Origin of the sequence: [Clostridium] saccharolyticum WM1, from assembly GCF_000144625.1 — a bacterium.
Lineage (GTDB): Bacteria > Bacillota > Clostridia > Lachnospirales > Lachnospiraceae > Lacrimispora > Lacrimispora saccharolytica.
In genome coordinates, this window is record NC_014376.1 from 1,585,153 (window position 1) to 1,604,519 (window position 19,367).

General features: G+C 41.1%; 23 protein-coding genes. 21 read left to right on the top strand and 2 right to left on the bottom strand.

Annotated features, from left to right (window positions below):
- Positions 1-25 precede the first annotated feature (25 nt).
- Complete coding sequence (gene fsa / locus CLOSA_RS07525; RefSeq protein ID WP_013272173.1) at positions 26-679, top strand: fructose-6-phosphate aldolase; 654 nt, start codon at positions 26-28, stop codon at positions 677-679.
- 137 nt (positions 680-816) lie between these two features.
- Here fsa and CLOSA_RS07530 read toward each other — a convergent pair whose 3' ends face one another.
- Together CLOSA_RS07530 and CLOSA_RS07535 are read right to left on the bottom strand one after the other, a co-directional pair.
- Positions 817-1,212: a RidA family protein gene (locus CLOSA_RS07530; RefSeq protein WP_013272174.1), complete on the bottom strand. Its 396-nt coding sequence runs from the start codon at positions 1,210-1,212 to the stop codon at positions 817-819.
- A gap of 284 nt (positions 1,213-1,496) precedes the next feature.
- Positions 1,497-2,087 carry a TetR/AcrR family transcriptional regulator gene (locus CLOSA_RS07535; RefSeq protein WP_013272175.1) on the bottom strand — a complete coding sequence of 197 codons (591 nt, stop codon included), beginning with the start codon at positions 2,085-2,087 and terminating at the stop codon, positions 1,497-1,499.
- Between the two features lie 172 nt (positions 2,088-2,259).
- On the opposite strand from CLOSA_RS07535, the gene CLOSA_RS07540 reads away from it, so the two are divergent.
- The 20 genes from CLOSA_RS07540 to CLOSA_RS07635 all read left to right on the top strand — a co-directional run bounded on the left by CLOSA_RS07540 (position 2,260) and on the right by CLOSA_RS07635 (position 19,338).
- Positions 2,260-3,531, top strand: a complete 1,272-nt coding sequence (locus CLOSA_RS07540; protein ID WP_013272176.1) for an aconitase X — start codon at positions 2,260-2,262, stop codon at positions 3,529-3,531.
- A gap of 2 nt (positions 3,532-3,533) precedes the next feature.
- Positions 3,534-3,974 (top strand): aconitase X swivel domain-containing protein, encoded by a 441-nt coding sequence (locus tag CLOSA_RS07545; protein WP_013272177.1) that lies wholly within the window; start codon positions 3,534-3,536, stop codon positions 3,972-3,974.
- A 22-nt stretch (positions 3,975-3,996) separates the two neighbouring features.
- Entirely contained in the window at positions 3,997-5,985 is a 1,989-nt protein-coding gene (locus tag CLOSA_RS07550; protein WP_013272178.1) for an oxidoreductase, read from the top strand.
- A 188-nt stretch (positions 5,986-6,173) separates the two neighbouring features.
- Positions 6,174-6,518, top strand: coding sequence for a BMC domain-containing protein (locus CLOSA_RS07555; RefSeq protein WP_013272179.1), 345 nt, complete (start codon positions 6,174-6,176; stop codon positions 6,516-6,518).
- A 16-nt stretch (positions 6,519-6,534) separates the two neighbouring features.
- A complete protein-coding gene (locus tag CLOSA_RS07560; RefSeq protein ID WP_013272180.1) occupies positions 6,535-6,975 on the top strand; it encodes a EutP/PduV family microcompartment system protein in 441 nt (146 codons plus the stop codon).
- Between the two features lie 2 nt (positions 6,976-6,977).
- Positions 6,978-7,556 (top strand): cob(I)yrinic acid a,c-diamide adenosyltransferase, encoded by a 579-nt coding sequence (locus CLOSA_RS07565; protein WP_013272181.1) that lies wholly within the window; start codon positions 6,978-6,980, stop codon positions 7,554-7,556.
- Between the two features lie 29 nt (positions 7,557-7,585).
- Complete coding sequence (locus tag CLOSA_RS07570) at positions 7,586-8,725, top strand: 1-propanol dehydrogenase PduQ (RefSeq protein WP_013272182.1); 1,140 nt, start codon at positions 7,586-7,588, stop codon at positions 8,723-8,725.
- Positions 8,726-8,749: 24 nt separating this feature from the next.
- Positions 8,750-9,094 carry a BMC domain-containing protein gene (locus CLOSA_RS07575; RefSeq protein WP_013272183.1) on the top strand — a complete coding sequence of 115 codons (345 nt, stop codon included), beginning with the start codon at positions 8,750-8,752 and terminating at the stop codon, positions 9,092-9,094.
- A 42-nt stretch (positions 9,095-9,136) separates the two neighbouring features.
- Positions 9,137-10,597: an ethanolamine ammonia-lyase reactivating factor EutA gene (eutA, locus tag CLOSA_RS07580; protein ID WP_330362193.1), complete on the top strand. Its 1,461-nt coding sequence runs from the start codon at positions 9,137-9,139 to the stop codon at positions 10,595-10,597.
- 19 nt (positions 10,598-10,616) lie between these two features.
- Complete coding sequence (locus CLOSA_RS07585) at positions 10,617-11,996, top strand: ethanolamine ammonia-lyase subunit EutB (RefSeq protein WP_013272185.1); 1,380 nt, start codon at positions 10,617-10,619, stop codon at positions 11,994-11,996.
- Entirely contained in the window at positions 11,996-12,901 is a 906-nt protein-coding gene (eutC, locus tag CLOSA_RS07590) for an ethanolamine ammonia-lyase subunit EutC (RefSeq protein WP_013272186.1), read from the top strand. Before CLOSA_RS07585 ends, eutC begins: the two co-directional genes overlap by 1 nt.
- A gap of 31 nt (positions 12,902-12,932) precedes the next feature.
- Complete coding sequence (eutL, locus tag CLOSA_RS07595) at positions 12,933-13,586, top strand: ethanolamine utilization microcompartment protein EutL (protein WP_013272187.1); 654 nt, start codon at positions 12,933-12,935, stop codon at positions 13,584-13,586.
- An 11-nt stretch (positions 13,587-13,597) separates the two neighbouring features.
- Positions 13,598-14,119: a BMC domain-containing protein gene (locus tag CLOSA_RS07600; RefSeq protein ID WP_013272188.1), complete on the top strand. Its 522-nt coding sequence runs from the start codon at positions 13,598-13,600 to the stop codon at positions 14,117-14,119.
- Complete coding sequence (locus CLOSA_RS07605) at positions 14,106-15,584, top strand: acetaldehyde dehydrogenase (acetylating) (RefSeq protein ID WP_013272189.1); 1,479 nt, start codon at positions 14,106-14,108, stop codon at positions 15,582-15,584. The genes CLOSA_RS07600 and CLOSA_RS07605 overlap by 14 nt, the downstream gene beginning before the upstream one ends.
- A 55-nt stretch (positions 15,585-15,639) precedes the next feature.
- Positions 15,640-15,939 (top strand): BMC domain-containing protein, encoded by a 300-nt coding sequence (locus CLOSA_RS07610; RefSeq protein WP_013272190.1) that lies wholly within the window; start codon positions 15,640-15,642, stop codon positions 15,937-15,939.
- A gap of 92 nt (positions 15,940-16,031) precedes the next feature.
- On the top strand, positions 16,032-16,679 hold the full coding sequence (locus tag CLOSA_RS07615; protein WP_013272191.1) for a hypothetical protein: 648 nt from the start codon (positions 16,032-16,034) through the stop codon (positions 16,677-16,679).
- Between the two features lie 4 nt (positions 16,680-16,683).
- Positions 16,684-17,319, top strand: coding sequence for an ethanolamine utilization phosphate acetyltransferase EutD (gene eutD, locus CLOSA_RS07620; protein WP_013272192.1), 636 nt, complete (start codon positions 16,684-16,686; stop codon positions 17,317-17,319).
- Between the two features lie 5 nt (positions 17,320-17,324).
- Positions 17,325-17,942, top strand: a complete 618-nt coding sequence (locus CLOSA_RS07625) for a hypothetical protein (RefSeq protein WP_013272193.1) — start codon at positions 17,325-17,327, stop codon at positions 17,940-17,942.
- A gap of 13 nt (positions 17,943-17,955) precedes the next feature.
- Positions 17,956-18,228 (top strand): EutN/CcmL family microcompartment protein, encoded by a 273-nt coding sequence (locus tag CLOSA_RS07630; protein ID WP_013272194.1) that lies wholly within the window; start codon positions 17,956-17,958, stop codon positions 18,226-18,228.
- Between the two features lie 24 nt (positions 18,229-18,252).
- On the top strand, positions 18,253-19,338 hold the full coding sequence (locus tag CLOSA_RS07635) for an ethanolamine utilization protein EutH (protein WP_013272195.1): 1,086 nt from the start codon (positions 18,253-18,255) through the stop codon (positions 19,336-19,338).
- The last annotated feature ends 29 nt before the right edge of the window (positions 19,339-19,367 follow it).

Genomic DNA, 19,367 nt, shown 5'->3' on the forward strand with positions numbered 1-19,367 from the left:
TAAGATGAATGAAAGGGGAAAGAAAATGAAATTTTTTGTCGACACAGCGAAGGTAGAGGATATCAAAAAGGCAAATGATATGGGAATTATCTGCGGGGTAACAACGAACCCGTCACTGATTGCCAAGGAAGGCAGGGATTTTGTGGAAGTAATCCGGGAGATTACTTCGATTGTAGATGGACCAATCAGCGGGGAAGTGAAAGCTACGACCACAGATGCCTTGGGAATGATGAAAGAGGGGCGTGAGATTGCGGCAATCCATCCGAACATGGTGGTTAAAATTCCGATGACAGTCGAAGGCTTAAAAGCGGTGAAGGTTTTGACTGCCGAGGGAATCAAAACCAATGTGACTTTGGTTTTCAGCGCAAACCAGGCGCTGCTTGCAGCACGTGCAGGTGCGACTTATGTATCACCATTTCTGGGGCGTCTCGATGATATTTCCCAGCCAGGTATGGACCTAATCAGGACAATTGCAGATATTTTCCGGATCTCAGGAATTGAGACGGAGATCATTGCTGCCAGTGTGCGGAACCCGATTCATGTGATTGACTGTGCGCTTGCAGGGGCGGATATTGCCACGGTTCCCTACGGTGTATTGGAGCAGATGACGAAGCATCCGCTGACCGAGCAGGGGATTGAAAAATTCCAGGCGGATTATCGTGCAGTTTTTGGAGCGTAAGCGGAATGACTGCTAAAATATCCGTCGGATGAGACGGAAATATTCCGGCAGGTGCTGGAAGTTGCCAGAGGAGTTAAGTAAAGCGGAAGTGAAACCGAATAGGTTTTCTTCCGCTTTTGTTGTGAAGGCTGAATCAATTATTTAGCTGCCCATAGTTCAATTTCTAGTTTTATCTCTTCTAACCCTAAGGCATTTACATAGGCAACAGTCATGGAAGGGTAAGGCTTACCAAAAAAATCCTCATATACTTGATCAAAATAATCCCAGTCAATTTGTTCCGTTGACCATATATTAACCTTAATAACATTATCCGGAATTAAATCGATGCTCTTTAATAGATTTGATATATTTATAAATGTATTGTCTACTTGCTGATTGAATTCTTCAGGAAAATTACCGTCCAAATCTGCTCCAACTTGACCGGAAAATGTGTAAAAAGTTGCATTAGGTTCTATTTTTGTTATGTGAGTATAATTACCTACTGCTTTACTTACTTTTGATGAATTTAATCTACGAACTACATGATTCTGCATTTTATGATCGACCTTTCTGTATTGGGATAAAATAATTTCTACCACTCTATATTTTATAATATAAAGTTATCCTTTGATAGAAATTTATTTAACAAATACAGAGATGGAATATCGATTGTTTTCAATGCTTCTGGCATAGATAAGTTTTTCCATTCCAACACCTCCTACACCAGAAGTATAGATGTGAAAGTGAATTTTGTCAATGAGACATACACACAAAGGGGTTTTTCCCGCTGAAGCGAATAAAAAGAGTCCGGAATTTTTGGATGGACGTGTTAAATGGATCAAGGAGCCGTCAGCTTGTCCAGAACGAATATCAGATCCTTTTCTGCCTGTTTCATCAGATCGTAGGAATAATCGTTGAGACACCAGTCAATAATCACCCCCCGGTTGATTCGGATCAGAAACGCTGTAAGCTCTTGCACCGTCATATCGGTATGAATCATCTTTTTTTCTAACGCTTTTCCCGCCAGTTCTTCTACTGTCTGATAGTATTTTCTTACGGGCTTAACGGAATATTTCACATCCGTTGACAACTGAGCGATATACAGCTCTTTTGTTAAGTTGGCTGACTCTTCCATAACAAATTTTGTCTGGTGCAGTAATATAAATTTTATGTCTTCTACGGGATTGCGGAATTCATAATGCTGCAGCAGTAGATCCAAAGCATCGTCGTACAGGGCAAAGCCCTTGTTGATCATCTCTTCCTTGGAACTAAAATGATGGTAAAACGCTCCCGTGGAGATCCCGGCTTCCTGGCATAGCTGCCGGATGCTCATGTTGTGGTACCCTTTTTTTTGAATTAAATTTAAAGCGACCCGTATGATGTTATTTTTTGTCTGGGCGGCCTGCTCGTCTCTTTTCTTTCTAGCCATAAATGAGTTTGCTCCAATTAAATACAGTTTCTCTAATCATAATCTTTTTTAAAAAAATTTGCAAGGGAAACTCATTGGACCTAATTGACAAAAGAATAACAAAATGATAATATTGACATAACAACGTTCGGTTAAAAATGTTCGTTGGAAAAATAAATGAAAGGAGAAGATTATGAAGTTAACAAACGAAGAGCAGGATATACTCAATGGCAAATACGGAGATATACTGCAGAAAACAATGGAAACCCTTGTAAGGTACGGAGAAATGTATGACGCGGAATGCCTGGTACCTTTGGATGGACCTGTGCATCTTGTGTGTTCCTTTGGAATGCCGGCCTTAAAGCCTCTGTCAAGAATTATGAAAGAGATGATTGATGCCGGAATCAGGACCAAGCTGCCTTTTACGGCGGATCCGCAGCCTCTTGATTACGAGAATGTACCGGCCAGCCAGCAGGAGAAGGAGATGTATCAACTGTTATACGGCACCCAGAAGGAATACGAGAGCATGCTGGTAAAGCTGGGAATGAAGGATGAAAATGCCTATACCTGCGCCTGTTATTTTGATGAGGTGGGCAACACTCCAAAGTTCGGAGACAATCTGGCCTGGGCGGAATCCTCGGCGGTGGTTTATGCCAACTCTGTATTGGGAGCCCGGACAAACAGGACCTCTGGTGTTATGGAGTTCTTCAGCGGGATTATCGGAAAGACGCCGAAATTCGGTTTCCTGACCGAGGAAGGAAGGTATGCTGACTGGATCATAGAACTGAAAACAACGAACATTCCTCGTCCCCAGATTCTGGGAAGCGCCATCGGAATGAAGGTAGTGGAAAAGGTACCATACATAAAAGGCTTGGATCAGTTTCTCGGGACGGAACTAACTCCGGCGGTAAAGGACTACTTAAAGGATATGGGAGCCGCAACGGCATCAAACGGTGCGGTAGGGCTTTACCATGCGGAAAACCTGACACCGGAGGCGAAGAGATACGGAGAAGAACTGATCAGGGAGAATGCGTCCGTTTATGTTATCGATGATGCGGAGCTTCAGAGAGTGGTAAACTCCTATCCGGTCCTTTGGGCAGATAGAAATGCGAAACCAGACAGGGCATTTATCGGATGTCCCCATGCATCCTTCAACCAGCTGACAGAATGGACCGAAATCTTTGAACAGGCCCTGAAGGAGAGGGGACAGGACAAAATCTTAGTGGATACCATCATAACCAGTGCACCGGATGTTATCGAACGATTTAAAGGGACAGAGTATTATGACCGGCTTCTGAAAACAGGAGTGAAGGTGTCTCACATCTGTCCGTTGATGTATATGTCAAATCCGCTTTGTGCAAAAAAACCGATTATTACAAATTCCAATAAACTGAGAACTTATTCCTCAGCACGGTACGTAGACGACCTGGAGCTTGTAAATCTTGTGGTAAAGGGAGGTTTTTAGCAATGGATAAATTTCAGGGAAGAGCAGTCATACCAGGACAGGTTAAGGGAAACGCTATGGTGTCAAAAAAGGGATTCAATGTGCTTTCTTCCTATATGGGGGCGCTGGTATCAAACGGGAAACAGACCCTGTGTACGGACCAGAACAATCCGGACCTGTTTCAGAAGGATCTTACCGGAGCCATCCTTTGCATTCCTCAGGTGATCGGTTCCACTACGGCAGGGATGCTGATTCAGACCGTTGCAGCGATGGGGATTCAGCCGAAAGCTATGCTGTTTTTAGCAACAGCCGAGTCCCTGGCGATCTCAGGTGTTCTGCTGGCGGATATTTGGGAAAACACAAAGATCGTTACGGTTGATGGGCTGGGGGAGCGCTTCCTGGAGTCGGTTCAGGAGGGGCAGACGGTGGAAGTTGCGGAAGATGGCACTGTAACATTATTTTAATGGAAAGAAATGGAGGAAACACATGAGTACAAAATTCAAAGAGCTTTTTGAGCCTGCATACATCGGGAAATTACAAATAAAAAACAAATTGTCCATGGCGCCAATGGGGCCTGTCGGATATGCTGATGCACTGGGAGCTATGAACCAAAGGCTGCAGGAATATTATGTGGAACGGGCTAAGGGGGGAATCGGATTGATTATTACCGGTATCTGCAGTGTGGATCTGGATATTGAAGGTCTGGTCAGACCGGGCCTCCCATGTCCGACTCAGAATCCTCTGGCTTTTATTCATGAAGCATATCAGATGAATGAAAGAATCCATGCATACGGCACAAAGATTTTTCTTCAGCTCACCGGAGGTCTTGGGAGAAGCGCACTGCCCGGATTTGCTACCAAGTTTATCGCTCCGTCGGAGAATGAAAACAGGTTTGATCCCCGCATCAGGCACCGGGAAATGACCATAGAAGAAATCAAGAACATGATTCAGAAATTTGTCATGTCCGCAGTGGTTGCGAAAAAAGCTGGCTTTGACGGCGTAGAGATTCATGCGGTTCATGAAGGATATCTCCTGGACCAGTTTGCCATCGCCCTTTTCAACCGCAGAACGGACGAATATGGGGGCTCGTTGGAAAACCGGCTGAGGGTAGCAACGGACATTGTAAAAGGGATCAAAGCTGCCTGCGGGCCTGACTTCCCGGTCAGCCTTCGCTACAGCCTGAAAAGCTGTATGAAGGGAATCCGCCGCGGCGGGCTGCCGGGCGAAGATTATGAAGAAGCTGGAAAGGATATCGAAGAAGGGATCGAAGCTGCTAAAATTCTGGAGGCAGCAGGCTATGACGCATTAAACGTGGATGCAGGAACCTACGATTCCTGGTATTGGAATCATCCGCCGATGTATTTTGAAGATGGAATGTACCGGGAATTCGGCAGACTTGTAAAGCAGAACGTAGATGTCCCCGTTATTCTGGCCGGAAGAATGGAAAATCCGGAGATGGCAATCGAAGCCCTCGGCGATTCCTGCGACATCATCGGACTTGGAAGACAGCTTTTGACCGATCCGTATTATCCGGAAAAGGTGAGAACTGGAAGGCTTGATGAAATCAGACCGTGCCTCGGATGCCATGAAGGCTGCCTGGGCAGAATTTCAAACGCCCCTGTAAGCTGTGCCGTGAATCCGGCCTGCGGCAGAGAAAAAATTTACGGACTCGTACCGGCCAATAAGAAGAAGCATGTACTTGTGATTGGAGGCGGAATAGCAGGAATGGAAGCAGCAAGAGTGCTGGCTGAAAGGGGACACTGCGTTACCCTGTGTGAAAAGAGCGGCAGCCTTGGAGGAAATTTGATTCCGGGAAGTGTTCCTCATTTCAAACGCTATGACAGAGCCCTGGTCAAGTGGTATCAGAGACAGCTTGAGCTTCTGAATGTGGAAGTCAGGATGAACTGTGAGATTACTGCAGAAAATATCTCCGATTTCAAGCCGGATGAAATCATTACGGCAACTGGTTCGAAGCCGATTCAAAGCAAGTTTGGATCGGAGGCTTTTGCGGCTACTGCAGATGATATCCTTCTTGGAAAAGCAGAGGCTGGAAAAAATGTCGTTGTGATCGGCGGTGGCCTGGTTGGATGTGAAACAGCTCTATGGCTAGCACAGAATGGTTCCAAGGTTACAGTCATCGAAATGCTGAAAGACATTCTGGGCGGTCACGGTGCGCTTCCGCATATGAATCATGATATGCTTGTGGATTTGCTGGCATTCCATAAGGTGGATATCCATACAAGCAGTACGGTGAAGAGTATAGAGGGAGGCAAGGTGACTGCTAAAACTCCGGAAGGAGAACGTTCATTTCCGGCAGATACAGTTATTTCAGCCATCGGCTATCGCGAAAATCATGCACTGTATGATGAACTGAAGGACTTGGATATACCTGTCCACAATATTGGGGATTCCCAGAAGGTCCATAATATCATGTATTCCATCTGGAATTCATACGAGCTTGCCAGAGAACTATAATTGGTGAAACAGTCCGAAAATAGAATAATTTCATTCAGCGCCTTTTGATTTCATAGGAAATCAGAAGGCGCTTTCTACTTGTAATGTAAAAATAAACAAATTCTAAGAGATTAGATTTTGTTTATCAAGTACATACTATGCCATTGTAAAGCAAAGAATATAATGTGTGTTGTAAAATGAGGAGCTATATGAATGTATTAGAAAGAAAAATATTTGAATCGGTACCAGGCAAACAAGTGACATTAGCACATATTATAGCAAATCCAGATGAACGGATCTTTGAGAAATTAGGCTTGAATGAAGAAAAGTATCATGCAATCGGTATTTTAACCATAACCCCGCCGGAGGTTGCAATCATCGCTGTAGATATAGCTAAAAAGACTGCACCTGTTAAAATAGGATTTGTTGATCGGTTCAGTGGGTCTGTATTTATTCTGGGGGATGTAGCAGCTGTACAATCTGCCGTCGAACAGGTTGTTCTTTATTTAAGTGAATTTATGCAGTTTTCTGTCCCCAAGATAACAAGAACATAACAGGCAGGTATAGAAAATGATGAAAATCATGTTAATTGGATCCGTTGGAAGTGGGAAAACCACCCTTTGCCAAAGGATTCAAGGTGAGATCATTAAATATAAAAAAACACAATCCGTTGAATTCTATTCTCAGATGATTGACACACCGGGTGAGTTTGTATTGCATAGAAGATTCTATAGCGCGTTACAAATGATGGCTGCCAGTTCCGATATTATTGGATTCGTTTGTAACGTGACAGAGCAAAGCCAGACATTTTCCCCCTATTTTGCTCAAAATTTTACAAAACCTTGTATAGGAATTATTACAAAGATAGATTTGGCATCAAACGAAGAAGAAATTATCAATGCGGAGAAACGATTGAAATTAGCAGGTGTTGAGAAAATTTTCCGACTCTCTGCGGTAGAAGATAAAGGAGTGGCAGAATTGATTGCCTATCTTTCTAAGGAGGAATCATAAATTTGCAAATTTATACTAGAACAGGTGACAAAGGATATACCAGGATAATCGGCGGCATCCAATTAGCAAAAGATAGTGAACGTATTAAAGCCTATGGTACGATTGACGAATTAAATAGTTTCGTAGGTTATGCGATTACACTTATAAAAAACAATGATTCTTTGAAAAAGGAATTAACGCAGATCCAACAGTGTTTATTTGATTGCGGCAATGATTTAGCAACACCAAAAGGAAAAGGAACGTACCGGGTTACACCTGCTTTAACAGAGTGGATTGAAACATGTATTGATGCCCATGTAAATATTCCGCCGGAAGTGGAGTCTTTTATTTTGCCAGGTGGTTCACAGGCAGCAAGTATTCTGCATATTTGCAGAACCGTTGCCAGGAGAGCAGAAAGAGAGATCGTAACGTTCCAATGGACGAATGATATGAATGATGAAGTTTTGATATTTATAAACCGCTTATCCGATTACTTTTTTTCCGTAGCACGTGTTGCCAATGCAAACGAAGGCATTAAAGATGTGCTTTATGAAAGAAGCGGGAAGGTATTCCATATAGATTTGAAAAAAGAAGATTTATAAAACTATTTATTAGAAAGGAGGAGTATGCTTTGCAAGAGATTCAATTTGGAACAACATTGTACGTTGGTGACGAAAGCCTGAAACGATTATCAGATTTCAGAAATGAAAAGATTTTAATAGTAACAGATTCTTTTATTGCTTCATCAGAGTTACTTTCCCATATTAAAAGTTATATTGATAGCGGCAATGAAACCATGGTGTTTTCTGAAGTTATTCCGGATCCCCCAATTGATAACATTGTTGCCGGGCTGGAATCCAGCAAGGATTTTTCTGCTACTATTTTATTAGCAATCGGCGGCGGCTCTGCGATTGATGCAGCAAAAGCTATGCTCTATTTTGGCAAATTGACGGATCGGTTTCATGGGATACGATTTGTCACGATTCCTACAACGAGTGGAACGGGTTCAGAGGTCACGAATTTTTCCATTATCACGGACAAGGAAAAGGGAACAAAGTATCCTTTGATTACAGATCAAATATTGCCAGATGAAGCGATTTTAGATTCTGGCCTTGTTGCTGGTTTGCCTCCAAAGCAAACGGCTGATACGGGTATTGATGTTCTTACTCATGCCATAGAAGCTTATGTTTCCACCAGTGCCAATGATATCTCTGATGCCTTAAGCGAAAAAGCCATACGCTGTGTTTTCACTTATTTAGAGCGGGCTTATAAAGATGGAAAGGATAAAGTGGCACGTGAAAAAATGCATATGGCATCAACCATGGCTGGAATGGCCTTTAACACCGCCTCGTTAGGGTTAAACCATGGGATAGCACATGCAGCAGGAGCACGTTGGCATATTCCCCATGGAAGAATCAATGGCATCCTGTTACCAAATGTTATTCGTTATAATGCAGGAATTATGGAAGGAGACTACCGTAAAAATACTTCTCCTGCAGCCAAACGTTATGCTGAAATAGCGAAATTCTTAGGATTAAATGCAGGAAACGCACAAATGGGTGTACGAAGTTTGGTTAATGCAATCCTTGCACTTGAAAAGTCACTTTCTATTCCAAAGAGTCTTTCTGAATGGGGAGTGAATAAGGAACAATTCGAATCAGATAAAAATGTAATCGCGGAAGCTGCTCTTGCAGATCGTTGTACAGCAACAAACCCGATTGTTCCAACAAAAGAGGATATCATTCGTGTTTTAGGAAAATCATTTAAATAAATTATGATTCAATGAGGTGATTACTTGGATGTAAATGAGAGAATTATACAGGAATATGTTCCTGGTAAACAAATCACCGTTGCACATGTTATTGCAAAACCTGATTCAGAACTATATCAAAAGTTGGGAATCGCACAATCTGGAAATGAAGCAGTCGGTATTTTAACGGTAACACCCAGTGAAGCATCGATTATCGTTGTCGATATAGCAACAAAAGCCGCTGAAGTTGAAATTGGTTTTGTTGACAGATTTTCAGGTGCAGTGGTTATCATCGGGGATGTTTCCTCGGTTAAAATTGCCTTAGAAAACATTTTAGAAATCATGGAAAGTCTTTTGGATTTTACGGTTGTACCTTTATCTAGCACTTAATAAATACAAAATCATCTTTACCATGGCAATGGAAGTCAATATTTGGAAACAGATACAAAGGGAGTAGATAAGATGACTGAAACTTTATTAAGCGTTGGTATTGACATAGGAACATCAACAACACAATTAATTTTATCAGAACTTTCAATTGAAAATATAGCATCAGTTTTTACAATTCCAAGAGTTTCCATTAAGGACAAAAAGGTGATATTTAAAAGTGATATTATCTTTACTCCTATATTAGAAAACAATCTGATAGATACTGATGGTATAAAAGCATTTGTAGAGCAGCAATACAAAAAAGCAGGGATTACAAAAGCAGATATTCAAACAGGGGCAGTCATTATCACTGGGGAAACCGTTCGAAAGGAGAATGCCCAGGCAGTTGCCAAAGCTTTAAGCGGTTTTGCCGGAGATTTTGTTGTGGCAACGGCTGGTCCTGATCTGGAGAGTATCATCGCTGGGAAAGGAGCGGGGACTTATTCTTATTCTGAAAGTCAATACACAACGGCGGTAAACTTTGATATTGGAGGCGGGACAACAAATCTGGTAGTATTTAACAATGGAGATGTTGAGGATACGGCTTGCTTTGATATTGGAGGCCGCTTGATCAAGGTAGATACAAATGAAATCATTCGTTATATTTCACCGAAAGTGAAGGAAATTATTAAAAGAGAAGCTTTCGATATTCACCTAAATGAAAAGATAAATCTTAAGGAATTAGAGAAACTCTTGGATATATTTGTACAAGTACTGGAAAATAGCATTGGATTAGGAAATAAAAATCCTTATTTTGACTTGTTGATAACCAACAAGCCGTTGAACACAAAGCTTCCGTTGAAATGTATTTCATTTTCAGGCGGCGTGGCAGATGGTATTACGAGAGATAATTTACAAAATCCGTTTGAATATGGTGATATTGGACTTTTGTTAGGTAAGAAAATAAGTGGTTCCCTCCTTATGACTGCCCTTAAGCGGATTCCAACGGTCGAGACCATTCGTGCAACAGTGGTAGGAGCAGGATCACACACCACTGATGTTTCCGGGAGTACAATTACCTATAAAGAGGAGATACTTCCACTTAAGAATATCCCCATCTTACAGTTGTCGAAAGAGGATGAAAGTACCAGTCAAAGTGGGAATTTAGGGAAAATTATTGAAGAAAAAGTAAAGTGGTTTATGGTAGATGGAGAAGTACAAACGATTGGATTAGGGATCGAAGGTGCACATAGTCCTTCCTTCCAGTTTATTCAGGGCCTGGCAAAAGAAATGATAAAAGGTTTGGATCTGTTGATTAAGGAGAAATTGCCGCTTGTTATTATAGTAAAAGAAGACATGGCAAAGGCATTAGGACATAGCCTTTCTGCACATCTTCCAAAAGATTATCCTTTTGTATGTATTGATAGTGTTCATGTAAGGAATGGAGATTATATCGATATCGGAATGCCCATTGCAGATGGTTCTGTTTTACCGGTAATCGTAAAGACATTAGTATTTAATTAATGATAAAAGGAGTTGTACAATGATTTTAAAAACAAAACTTTTTGGCAAAACCTATCAATTTTCATCGGTAATGGAAGTGATGGGGAAGGCAAATGAAGAAAAATCGGGGGATAAATTAGCTGGAGTTGCAGCAGACAGCGCGGAAGAAAGAGTTGCAGCGAAAGTTGTCTTATCACACTTAACGCTTTCAGATTTATTTAATCACCCTGCTGTGCCATATGAAAAGGATGAGGTAACCCGCATTATAATTGATCATGTGAATCTTAGAACCTATGAAACGATTAAAAATTGGACAGTGGCCGAATTAAGAGAATGGATTTTAGATTGCAAAACGACAAACTATGACATTCATCGTATCTCAAATGGTTTAACTTCTGAAATGGTTGCAGCAGTTGCTAAAATTATGTCCAACCTGGATTTAATAGTAGGTGCTCAGAAGATCATCGTAACGAAGACTGCAAATACGACAATTGGTATCCCGGGAACTTTTTCAACCCGTCTGCAGCCAAACCATACGACTGACAATGTGGATGGTATCATGGCTTCCGTTATGGAAGGTCTGTCTATGGGATCTGGTGATGCAGTCATAGGCTTAAACCCGGTAGATGACACAACAGAAAGTGTAAAGCGTATACTTCACAAATTCAATGATTTTATTAATGAGTGGGAAATACCGACACAACATGCCGTTTTAGCTCACGTTTCGACTCAGATGGAAGCAATGGAACAAGGAGCACCAACCGGATTGGTATTCCAATCCATTGCAGGATCTGAAAAAGGTAATACAGCGTTTGGAGTTACGGCTAAGATGCTTTCAGAAGCAAAAGACATGGCTTTGAAGCTTGGTACGGCAGTTGGTCCAAATGTGATGTACTTTGAGACAGGACAAGGTTCTGAGCTTTCCTCCGATGCTCATAACGGGGTAGATCAGCTGACGATGGAAGCCAGATGTTATGGATTTGCAAAATATTTTGATCCATTCATTGTTAATACCGTGGTTGGATTTATTGGACCAGAGTATTTGTATGACTCCAAGCAAGTAATCCGTGCAGGTCTGGAGGATCATTTTATGGGGAAATTAACAGGTATTTCTATGGGGTGCGATGTTTGTTACACGAACCATATGAAGGCAGATCAAAATGATGCTGAAAACTTAACCGTTTTACTTGCGACAGCCGGTGTAAACTTTATTATGTCGATTCCATATGGTGATGATATTATGTTGAATTATCAAACCACGGGATACCAAGAGGGTGCTTCCATTAGAGAATTATTAAACAAACGGACAATAAAAGAATTTGACCAATGGTTAGAAAAAATGGGATTCAGCGAAAATGGACATTTAACTTCTAAAGCTGGTGATGCATCTGTATTTTTAAAGCAGAGGAGGGATAACTAATGGACGAATTAAACTTAAAAGAAATGATTAAATCCATTTTAAATGAAATGGTAAATGAAGTACCGCCAGTAAAAAATGGTCCATCAGCGGAAGCATCCGTAAGCACCAGGCAAACCGCCAAGTCCTGCGAAGTGGAAGAGGGATTGATACCAGATATTACAGAGGTAGACATCCGCAAGCAATTTTTAGTTCCCGATGCAGCAGATAAAGAAGGTTATTTAAAAATGAAATCCTATACGCCGGCCCGTTTGGGATTGTGGAGGACCGGCGCCAGATATTTAACAGAGCCTAGTCTTCGATTCCGTGCTGACCATGCGGCTGCCCAGGATGCAGTATTCTCCTATGTAAATGAAGATTTAATAAAAGAAATGGGATTTGTAGAAGTTGCTACAGAATGCAAGGACAAAGACGAATATGTGACTCGTCCGGACTTAGGCCGTAGGTTTTCCAATGAAGCAATTAATACAATTAAAAATGCGGTGAAACCAAATCAGAAAGTTCAGGTTATCGTGGGTGATGGTTTAAGTTCAGCAGCAATCGAGGCAAATATCAGAGATGTTTTACCTTCTTTGCAACAAGGTCTAAAGATGTTTGGACTTGACTTTGGACAGGTTGTTTTTATAAAACATTGCCGCGTCCCGGCAATGGATCCAATTGGTGAAGCAACAGGAGCTGAAGTCGTCTGTCTTTTTATCGGAGAAAGACCGGGCCTTGTTACAGCAGAATCGATGAGTGCGTATATCGCTTATAAACCAACCATTGGTATGCCGGAAGCCAGAAGGACAGTCGTTTCCAATATTCACAGACAAGGAACCCCGGCAGTAGAAGCAGGAGCATATATTGCTGAAATTATCAAGAGAATGTTAGACAAAAAAGTGTCTGGATTAGATTTAAAAGAAAAATAAAAACCGTTTGATTTAAAAAGGAGGTTTCCTAATGAAAAACGAACGATTGGGTGCAAATGTTCTAAGCGTAAAAATCATCCCCAATGTGGATGATGGATTGGCAAAGGAATTAAAATTAGCACCAAATCAAAAAAGTCTAGGGATTATTACTTCTGATTCTGATGATGTAACCTATGTGGCATTGGATGAAGCAACCAAGGCATCGGATGTAGCAGTTGTATATGCAAGAAGTATGTATGCAGGAGCAGCCAATGCTTCTACAAAATTAGCAGGGGAAGTTATCGGTATTTTAGCTGGTCCAAGTCCGGCAGAGGTACGAAGCGGTCTGGATCGTGCGATTGAGGTAATCAATAATGAAGCCAGCTTCTATAGTGCAAATGAGGATAACTCAATCATTTATTTTGCCCATTGTGTATCGAGAACTGGTTCCTATCTTTCCAAAGGAGCAAATGTGAAAGAAGGAGAAGCCATTGCTTATTTAATCGCACCACCGCTTGAAGCAATGGTAGCCATCGATTCGGCTTTGAAAGCTGCTGATGTAAAAATGCGTGTATTTTACGGGCCGCCATCTGAAACAAACTTTGCAGGAGCGTTACTGACAGGATCTCAATCTGCTTGCAGATCAGCATGTGAATCTTTTGCGAAAACGGTAGAAGCTGTTGCTGACAACCCAACTAATTATTAGGCGGCGTTCATATGGCTAAAGCTTTGGGTTTAATTGAAGTACGTGGAAAATTAGGAGCAATCCTGGCAGCAGATGCAGCTGCAAAGGAGGCAGATGTAATTCTGCTTGGTAGTGAAACAATCCGTGGAGGATTGACAACCATTCATATGATTGGAGATATTGCGGCAGTAAAAGCAGCAATTAAGGCAGGTGAAGTTGCTGTGGCAAATAAGAATTGTCTAATCAGCAGTCATGTTATCCCACGCTTGGCTGACCAGGTTGAGCAGATGTTGATGAAATCATTTGATAAGAAGGAAGATAATCCTTCGGATTCAAATGAATTAAATCAACCGAATGTAGAAGAAACAGAGAAAGATGTGGATTCATCCCTTGATAAAGAACAGCTGGAAAAAATGAGAGTCACCGATTTACGTTCCCTGGCATATCAATTAAATCTTTCTGCCATAAAGAAGTCAGAAATTAAATCTGCTAACAAAGCAGTGCTTATTAAAACATTGCTGGATAAAGGAGTTAAGCATAATGGGATTAATTGATAAAGATCTTGTTTCCGTTCAGGAAACCAGAGATTTACTGAAAAAAGCAAAAGAAGCGCAAATAGAAATAGCCAAGTTATCTCAAGAAGAAATCGACACCATTTGTAAGGCTATGGCAAAAGCAGCTTTTGACAATCGTTTGAAGCTGGCTAAAATGGCACAAGAAGAAACCGGGTTTGGAAGATGGCAGGACAAAGTCCTTAAAAATGCCTTTGCATCAAGAGATTTATTAAACTCGATAAAAGATATGAAGACAGTCGGTATCATCACAAACAATATAGAAGCAAAATATATGGAAGTAGCAGTCCCTGTTGGAGTCGTTGCAGGCCTTATTCCTTCAACCAATCCGACTTCAACGGTGATCTACAAGGCGCTCATATGCATTAAGGCAGGAAATTCGATTGTATTTTCCCCTCATCCAAGTGCATTAAATTGTATCAAGGAAACAGTCCGCATCATAAACGAAGCAGGTAAAAGCGTTGGTTTACCGGATGGTGCGATTAGTGTCATTACAACCGTAACAACACAGGCAACAAATGAATTAATGAAAAATGAAAATACAAATTTAATTCTTGCCACTGGCGGCTCTGCCATGGTTCGTGCAGCATATTCCTCCGGGACACCGGCTATTGGAGTAGGGCCGGGGAATGGACCTGCATTTATCGAACACAGTGCAGATATTCCAAAAGCAGTTGCTCTAATTCTTGAATCTAAGACCTTTGATAATGGTACGGTTTGTGCATCGGAACAGTCGATTATTGTTGAAGAAATCAGTAGAGAAAAAGTGATTTCGGAATTCAAGAAACGGGGCGGTTATTTCTTATCAAAAAATGATGCACTAAAACTTGAAAAGTATATTTTGCGGCCAAACGGTACCATGAATCCTAAGATCGTTGGAAGGACGGCGCAGGATATTGCTGAGCTAGCTGGTATTTCTGTACCAGAAGATGCAAAAGTTCTTATTGCCGAAGAAACACGTGTTGGTGATCTGGCCCCTTTTTCAAGAGAAAAATTAACACCAATTTTAGCCTTCTATACGGTAAATACCTGGGAAGAAGCCCGCGACTTAAGCATCAGGATTTTAAACTTTGAAGGCGCAGGACACACCATGGTCATTCATACAGCAAACAATCAAATTATTGAAGATTTTGCCTTAAAAGTACCGGTTTCCCGTCTCCTTATAAACTGTTCGGCTACCTTAGGCGGAATCGGGGCAACGACGAACCTTAAACCTGCCTTGACACTTGGTTGTGGAGCGATAGGGGGAAGTTCTACTTCTGACAATGTAGGCCCACAGAATTTAATTAATATTCGCCGGGTCGTATATGGCGTCAGGACATTAGAGGAAATACGTGGAGAAGATAAATTTGAAGATGTCAGCGGGAATGCTGTTAAAGACTTGGGACTGAATAAGGATCAATTAATCGATTTACTCGTTGAACGTGTTCTGCAAAAACTAAAATAAGCCAGGAACACAATCATTGACAACAAAATTAAATACAATCTAGGAGGTAGATACAATGGCGAATACAAACGCATTAGGAATGATTGAAACAAAAGGGTTGGTAGCTGCAGTTGAGGCAGCAGATGCAATGGTGAAAGCAGCAAACGTAACGTTGATTGGAAAAGAACAAGTAGGTGGCGGACTGGTAACTGTTATGGTTCGTGGGGATGTAGGAGCCGTGAAAGCAGCAACCGATGCCGGAGCGGCAGCGGCAGAAGCTGTTGGTGAATTAATATCTGTTCATGTAATTCCACGTCCCCATATGGAAGTAGATGTAATCCTGCCAAAATACGATTCACAGGCTTCGAACTCATGATGAACGCTTAAAGATGCAAGTTTTAAAGTGAGGCTGAGGCATCATAAAAGCGTATGCCCAGCCTTTCCTTTAACGATGGGAAGTGAGTACTAATGGCCATTTTAACGGAAAGTAATATAAAAAGACTGCTACGTACGACGAACTTAAAAGAAACAAAATATTTAGTCTTAGATCCTGGGACTGTGATTACACCATCTGCAAAAGAATATTTAAAGGATATTACGATTGAATATAGGAAAATACCAGAAGCATCTGAGACTAAGACTCAAGACGCTGCCTTCCCAATGACTCACCGCTTAACTTATGAATTTGAAATGAAAATTAATATTGCAATAAGCCATATCGTGACTTTGCAAAAGAAAAGCCACTGTATAGGAAATACGGAGCTCACAGAGGCTTTAAATACGATCCTTATGATAGTCAAGACAGTCCCAATGGATCCATTCGCTTCCTACAGGGCAGATCTGGTACAGGAATTGGAAAAGCTGCTGGAAGACAAAAAGCCATACATTGACAGTTACTATCCAGAAGGTTCCTTTATTCCAACCTATAAAGATGAAGAATGTGTCATAGCTTTATTTGAGTTACATGCATATTTACAAGAATTAGAACATTTTATTGCAAAAAAAATGAAGGACGGCCTGAAATTTGAGGATTATTTAAAATGCATTTCCATAGCAACTGCGTTGAAGGAATATTGTTGGGTTTTGATGGTGCAGATGAAAGAAAATCAGGGGTAATAATATGAAGGATTATAGTATTGATGCAATTGTAGATACCGTTGTCTCCCGAATACAAGAAGTAATGGATCAATCGTTTGAAATTGAAGCAAGTGGGCGCCACATCCATCTGAATCGGGAGGCAATCGATATCCTCTTTGGTGTGGGTTATCAATTACACCCAACAAAGTATTTGTCTCAGCCAGGTGAATTCGCATCAGAGGAACGAGTGAGTATTGAAGGACCGAAAGGCACGATTCACGATGTTATCATTCTTGGACCAGAGCGAAAAAACTGCCAGGTGGAGGTTTCATTCACCGATGCACGTTCTCTGGGTGTAAATGCGCCGGTTCAATTAAGTGGAAATATTGAAAACACTCCAGGGATTATTGTGCGGAATGGCGCTAAGTCCATTGTTTTAGATCGGGGTGTCATAGTTGCAAAACGCCATATTCATGTAAAAGATACCGATGCTGAAAGGTTAGGTGTGAAGGATCAAGAAAGTGTAGCTGTTCGGGTGTTTAGTAAAAGACCCCTTATCTTTGAGGATGTTCTGGTGAGAATAAGCCCCAAGTTTGAAACATATATGCACATTGATTACGATGAAGCAAATGCTTGCGGCCATAATAAAGGAGTACGTGGGTGTATTGTTAAGAGGTGATATGAATGGATCATATTGAAGCAGCAGTGCAAAAAATCACAGATATTATCATACAACGTTTGCAGAAAGAAGAATATAGAAAGACCGTTTTATTTTTGGGGAAAGAATATGCAAGTATTCGGACATACTATGAAAATAGAGGCTATAAAATAGTGTCAGTAAAAGATCAATCTGATATGGATCTAGTAATTGTTACGGAACTTCCTATTTTAAGTATGAATCGTATTGCCCTGGGACTTCCTCAAACAGAAGAAGAAGGTGTTGTTTTCCGGCATTTATTAAATAAGAAAAATGTTTTATTTTTAGAAGAAGGAATGGAACTTCATGCAAGTCAGCAAACGGCCCCGCGGGCATTGGTGCAGGTCCTTGAGAATTATAAAAACCAATTGGTAAGATATGGTGCTTCTATACTTCCGTTAAAGCATTTTGAAAAGATCAATGAGGCAATCCATCAGGAAGCAGAAGATAAAACTCATAAAAGTGATAGGAAGGAGCTTCTTACCATAGCAAAAGTGCGAAAAATGAACCTACATGCAGGTGACATCTTTGAAGCAGATAAGAACCTCATTGTTACAGCATTGGCCAGGGATTATTTGCGTGATTCAGGTGTTGAGATCATATAGAAAGGAGCATGCGATGTTCATTGGAAAAGTTGTTGGCAGTTTATGGGCTACTCGTAAGGATGAAAAGTTAAATGGTTTAAAGTTCCTGCTCATTGAAAAACAACGAAACGAACATGAGGCTGATCCTGCTCTGGTTGTTGCCGTTGATCATGTAGGTGCAGGCATTGGAGAATCTGTATTGATTACGACTGGCAGCTCCGGCCGCCTATCGTTTGATGGTAAAAGTATTCCTGTTGATATGGTTATTGTCGGTATTATAGACACCGTGGACTATCCAAAGGAATGATAAAAACTGAATGGAGTGAAATGAATGAGTATAAATGAAATCATAATTTGGCTTATGGTAATTATAATGGTCATAGGTTCAATCGACCGTTCCCTGGGCAATAAAACTGGTTTAGGAAAACAATTTGAAGAAGGAATACTGGCAATGGGCTCCTTAGCACTTTCAATGGCGGGTATCATTGTTTTAGCACCGAAGTTATCGGACTGGCTAAGTCCTATCATAGTTCCTTTATACAAATTGTTAGGAGCAGATCCGGCAATGTTTGCAGGAACTCTATTAGCAAATGATATGGGTGGTTTTTTCCTGGCACAACAAATGACGACTGATCCATTCATTGTACTTTTCTCAGGTGGTATTTTAGGTGCCATGATGGGAGCAACACTTGTATTTACCATCCCGGTTGGACTGGGGCTTATCAGCAACGAAGATACAAAGTATCTGGCACAAGGAGTATTATGTGGGATTGTTACGATTCCAATCGGAGCATTGGTTTCTGGAATATTGATGGGTATGCCAATCGTTAAAGTCTTTATGAATTTAATACCTATCATAGTTGTAGCGGTTTTAATTTCCATTGGACTATTTAAAATCCCGGAAGGAATGATTAAAGGGTTTAATGTATTTGGGAAAATTATAGTGGCTGTTGGAGCCATTGGATTGGCCATTGGAGGGTTAGACTTACTATTAGGGTTCAAAGTATTTGAAAATCAAGATACACTGGAGGTTGGATTCCAGACAGTTGGCGGTATTGCCATTACGTTAGCTGGTGCTTATGGGTTGGTGTTCCTGATCACAAAGTTATTCAAGAAACCATTGATGAAACTAGGTCATTTGTTAGGTATGAATGATATTGCAGCAGCAGGTCTCATTGCATCTCTTGCCAACAATATTGCCATGTTCCAAACCGTAAAGGATATGGATAAACGTGGAAAGGTGATTAATATCGCTTTTGCAGTTTCAGCATCGTTTACCTTTGGTGACCATTTAGGATTTACAGCCGGTGTTGCCCCAGAGTTGATTACTCCTATGATTATTGGCAAGCTGATCGGCGGTATTTCTGCCATTTTTGTTGCCATATTTTTATCGAAACGTGTATTTAGGATTGAATAAAGCGAATACGATAGCAATTTAAGTACGGA

What these genes read in the sequence shown, in the direction of transcription:
- CLOSA_RS07615 (WP_013272191.1), top strand. Translation starts at nt 16,032, where the DNA reads ATGGCCATTTTAACGGAAAGTAATATAAAAAGACTGCTACGTACGACG.
- CLOSA_RS07635 (WP_013272195.1), top strand. Translation starts at nt 18,253, where the DNA reads ATGAGTATAAATGAAATCATAATTTGGCTTATGGTAATTATAATGGTC.
- CLOSA_RS07545 (WP_013272177.1), top strand. Translation starts at nt 3,534, where the DNA reads ATGGATAAATTTCAGGGAAGAGCAGTCATACCAGGACAGGTTAAGGGA.
- CLOSA_RS07625 (WP_013272193.1), top strand. Translation starts at nt 17,325, where the DNA reads ATGGATCATATTGAAGCAGCAGTGCAAAAAATCACAGATATTATCATA.
- CLOSA_RS07535 (WP_013272175.1), bottom strand. Translation starts at nt 2,087, where the DNA reads ATGGCTAGAAAGAAAAGAGACGAGCAGGCCGCCCAGACAAAAAATAAC.
- CLOSA_RS07555 (WP_013272179.1), top strand. Translation starts at nt 6,174, where the DNA reads ATGAATGTATTAGAAAGAAAAATATTTGAATCGGTACCAGGCAAACAA.
- CLOSA_RS07630 (WP_013272194.1), top strand. Translation starts at nt 17,956, where the DNA reads ATGTTCATTGGAAAAGTTGTTGGCAGTTTATGGGCTACTCGTAAGGAT.
- CLOSA_RS07610 (WP_013272190.1), top strand. Translation starts at nt 15,640, where the DNA reads ATGGCGAATACAAACGCATTAGGAATGATTGAAACAAAAGGGTTGGTA.
- eutD (WP_013272192.1), top strand. Translation starts at nt 16,684, where the DNA reads ATGAAGGATTATAGTATTGATGCAATTGTAGATACCGTTGTCTCCCGA.
- eutL (WP_013272187.1), top strand. Translation starts at nt 12,933, where the DNA reads ATGAAAAACGAACGATTGGGTGCAAATGTTCTAAGCGTAAAAATCATC.
- CLOSA_RS07550 (WP_013272178.1), top strand. Translation starts at nt 3,997, where the DNA reads ATGAGTACAAAATTCAAAGAGCTTTTTGAGCCTGCATACATCGGGAAA.
- eutC (WP_013272186.1), top strand. Translation starts at nt 11,996, where the DNA reads ATGGACGAATTAAACTTAAAAGAAATGATTAAATCCATTTTAAATGAA.
- CLOSA_RS07560 (WP_013272180.1), top strand. Translation starts at nt 6,535, where the DNA reads ATGATGAAAATCATGTTAATTGGATCCGTTGGAAGTGGGAAAACCACC.
- CLOSA_RS07600 (WP_013272188.1), top strand. Translation starts at nt 13,598, where the DNA reads ATGGCTAAAGCTTTGGGTTTAATTGAAGTACGTGGAAAATTAGGAGCA.
- CLOSA_RS07530 (WP_013272174.1), bottom strand. Translation starts at nt 1,212, where the DNA reads ATGCAGAATCATGTAGTTCGTAGATTAAATTCATCAAAAGTAAGTAAA.
- CLOSA_RS07585 (WP_013272185.1), top strand. Translation starts at nt 10,617, where the DNA reads ATGATTTTAAAAACAAAACTTTTTGGCAAAACCTATCAATTTTCATCG.
- fsa (WP_013272173.1), top strand. Translation starts at nt 26, where the DNA reads ATGAAATTTTTTGTCGACACAGCGAAGGTAGAGGATATCAAAAAGGCA.
- CLOSA_RS07605 (WP_013272189.1), top strand. Translation starts at nt 14,106, where the DNA reads ATGGGATTAATTGATAAAGATCTTGTTTCCGTTCAGGAAACCAGAGAT.
- CLOSA_RS07540 (WP_013272176.1), top strand. Translation starts at nt 2,260, where the DNA reads ATGAAGTTAACAAACGAAGAGCAGGATATACTCAATGGCAAATACGGA.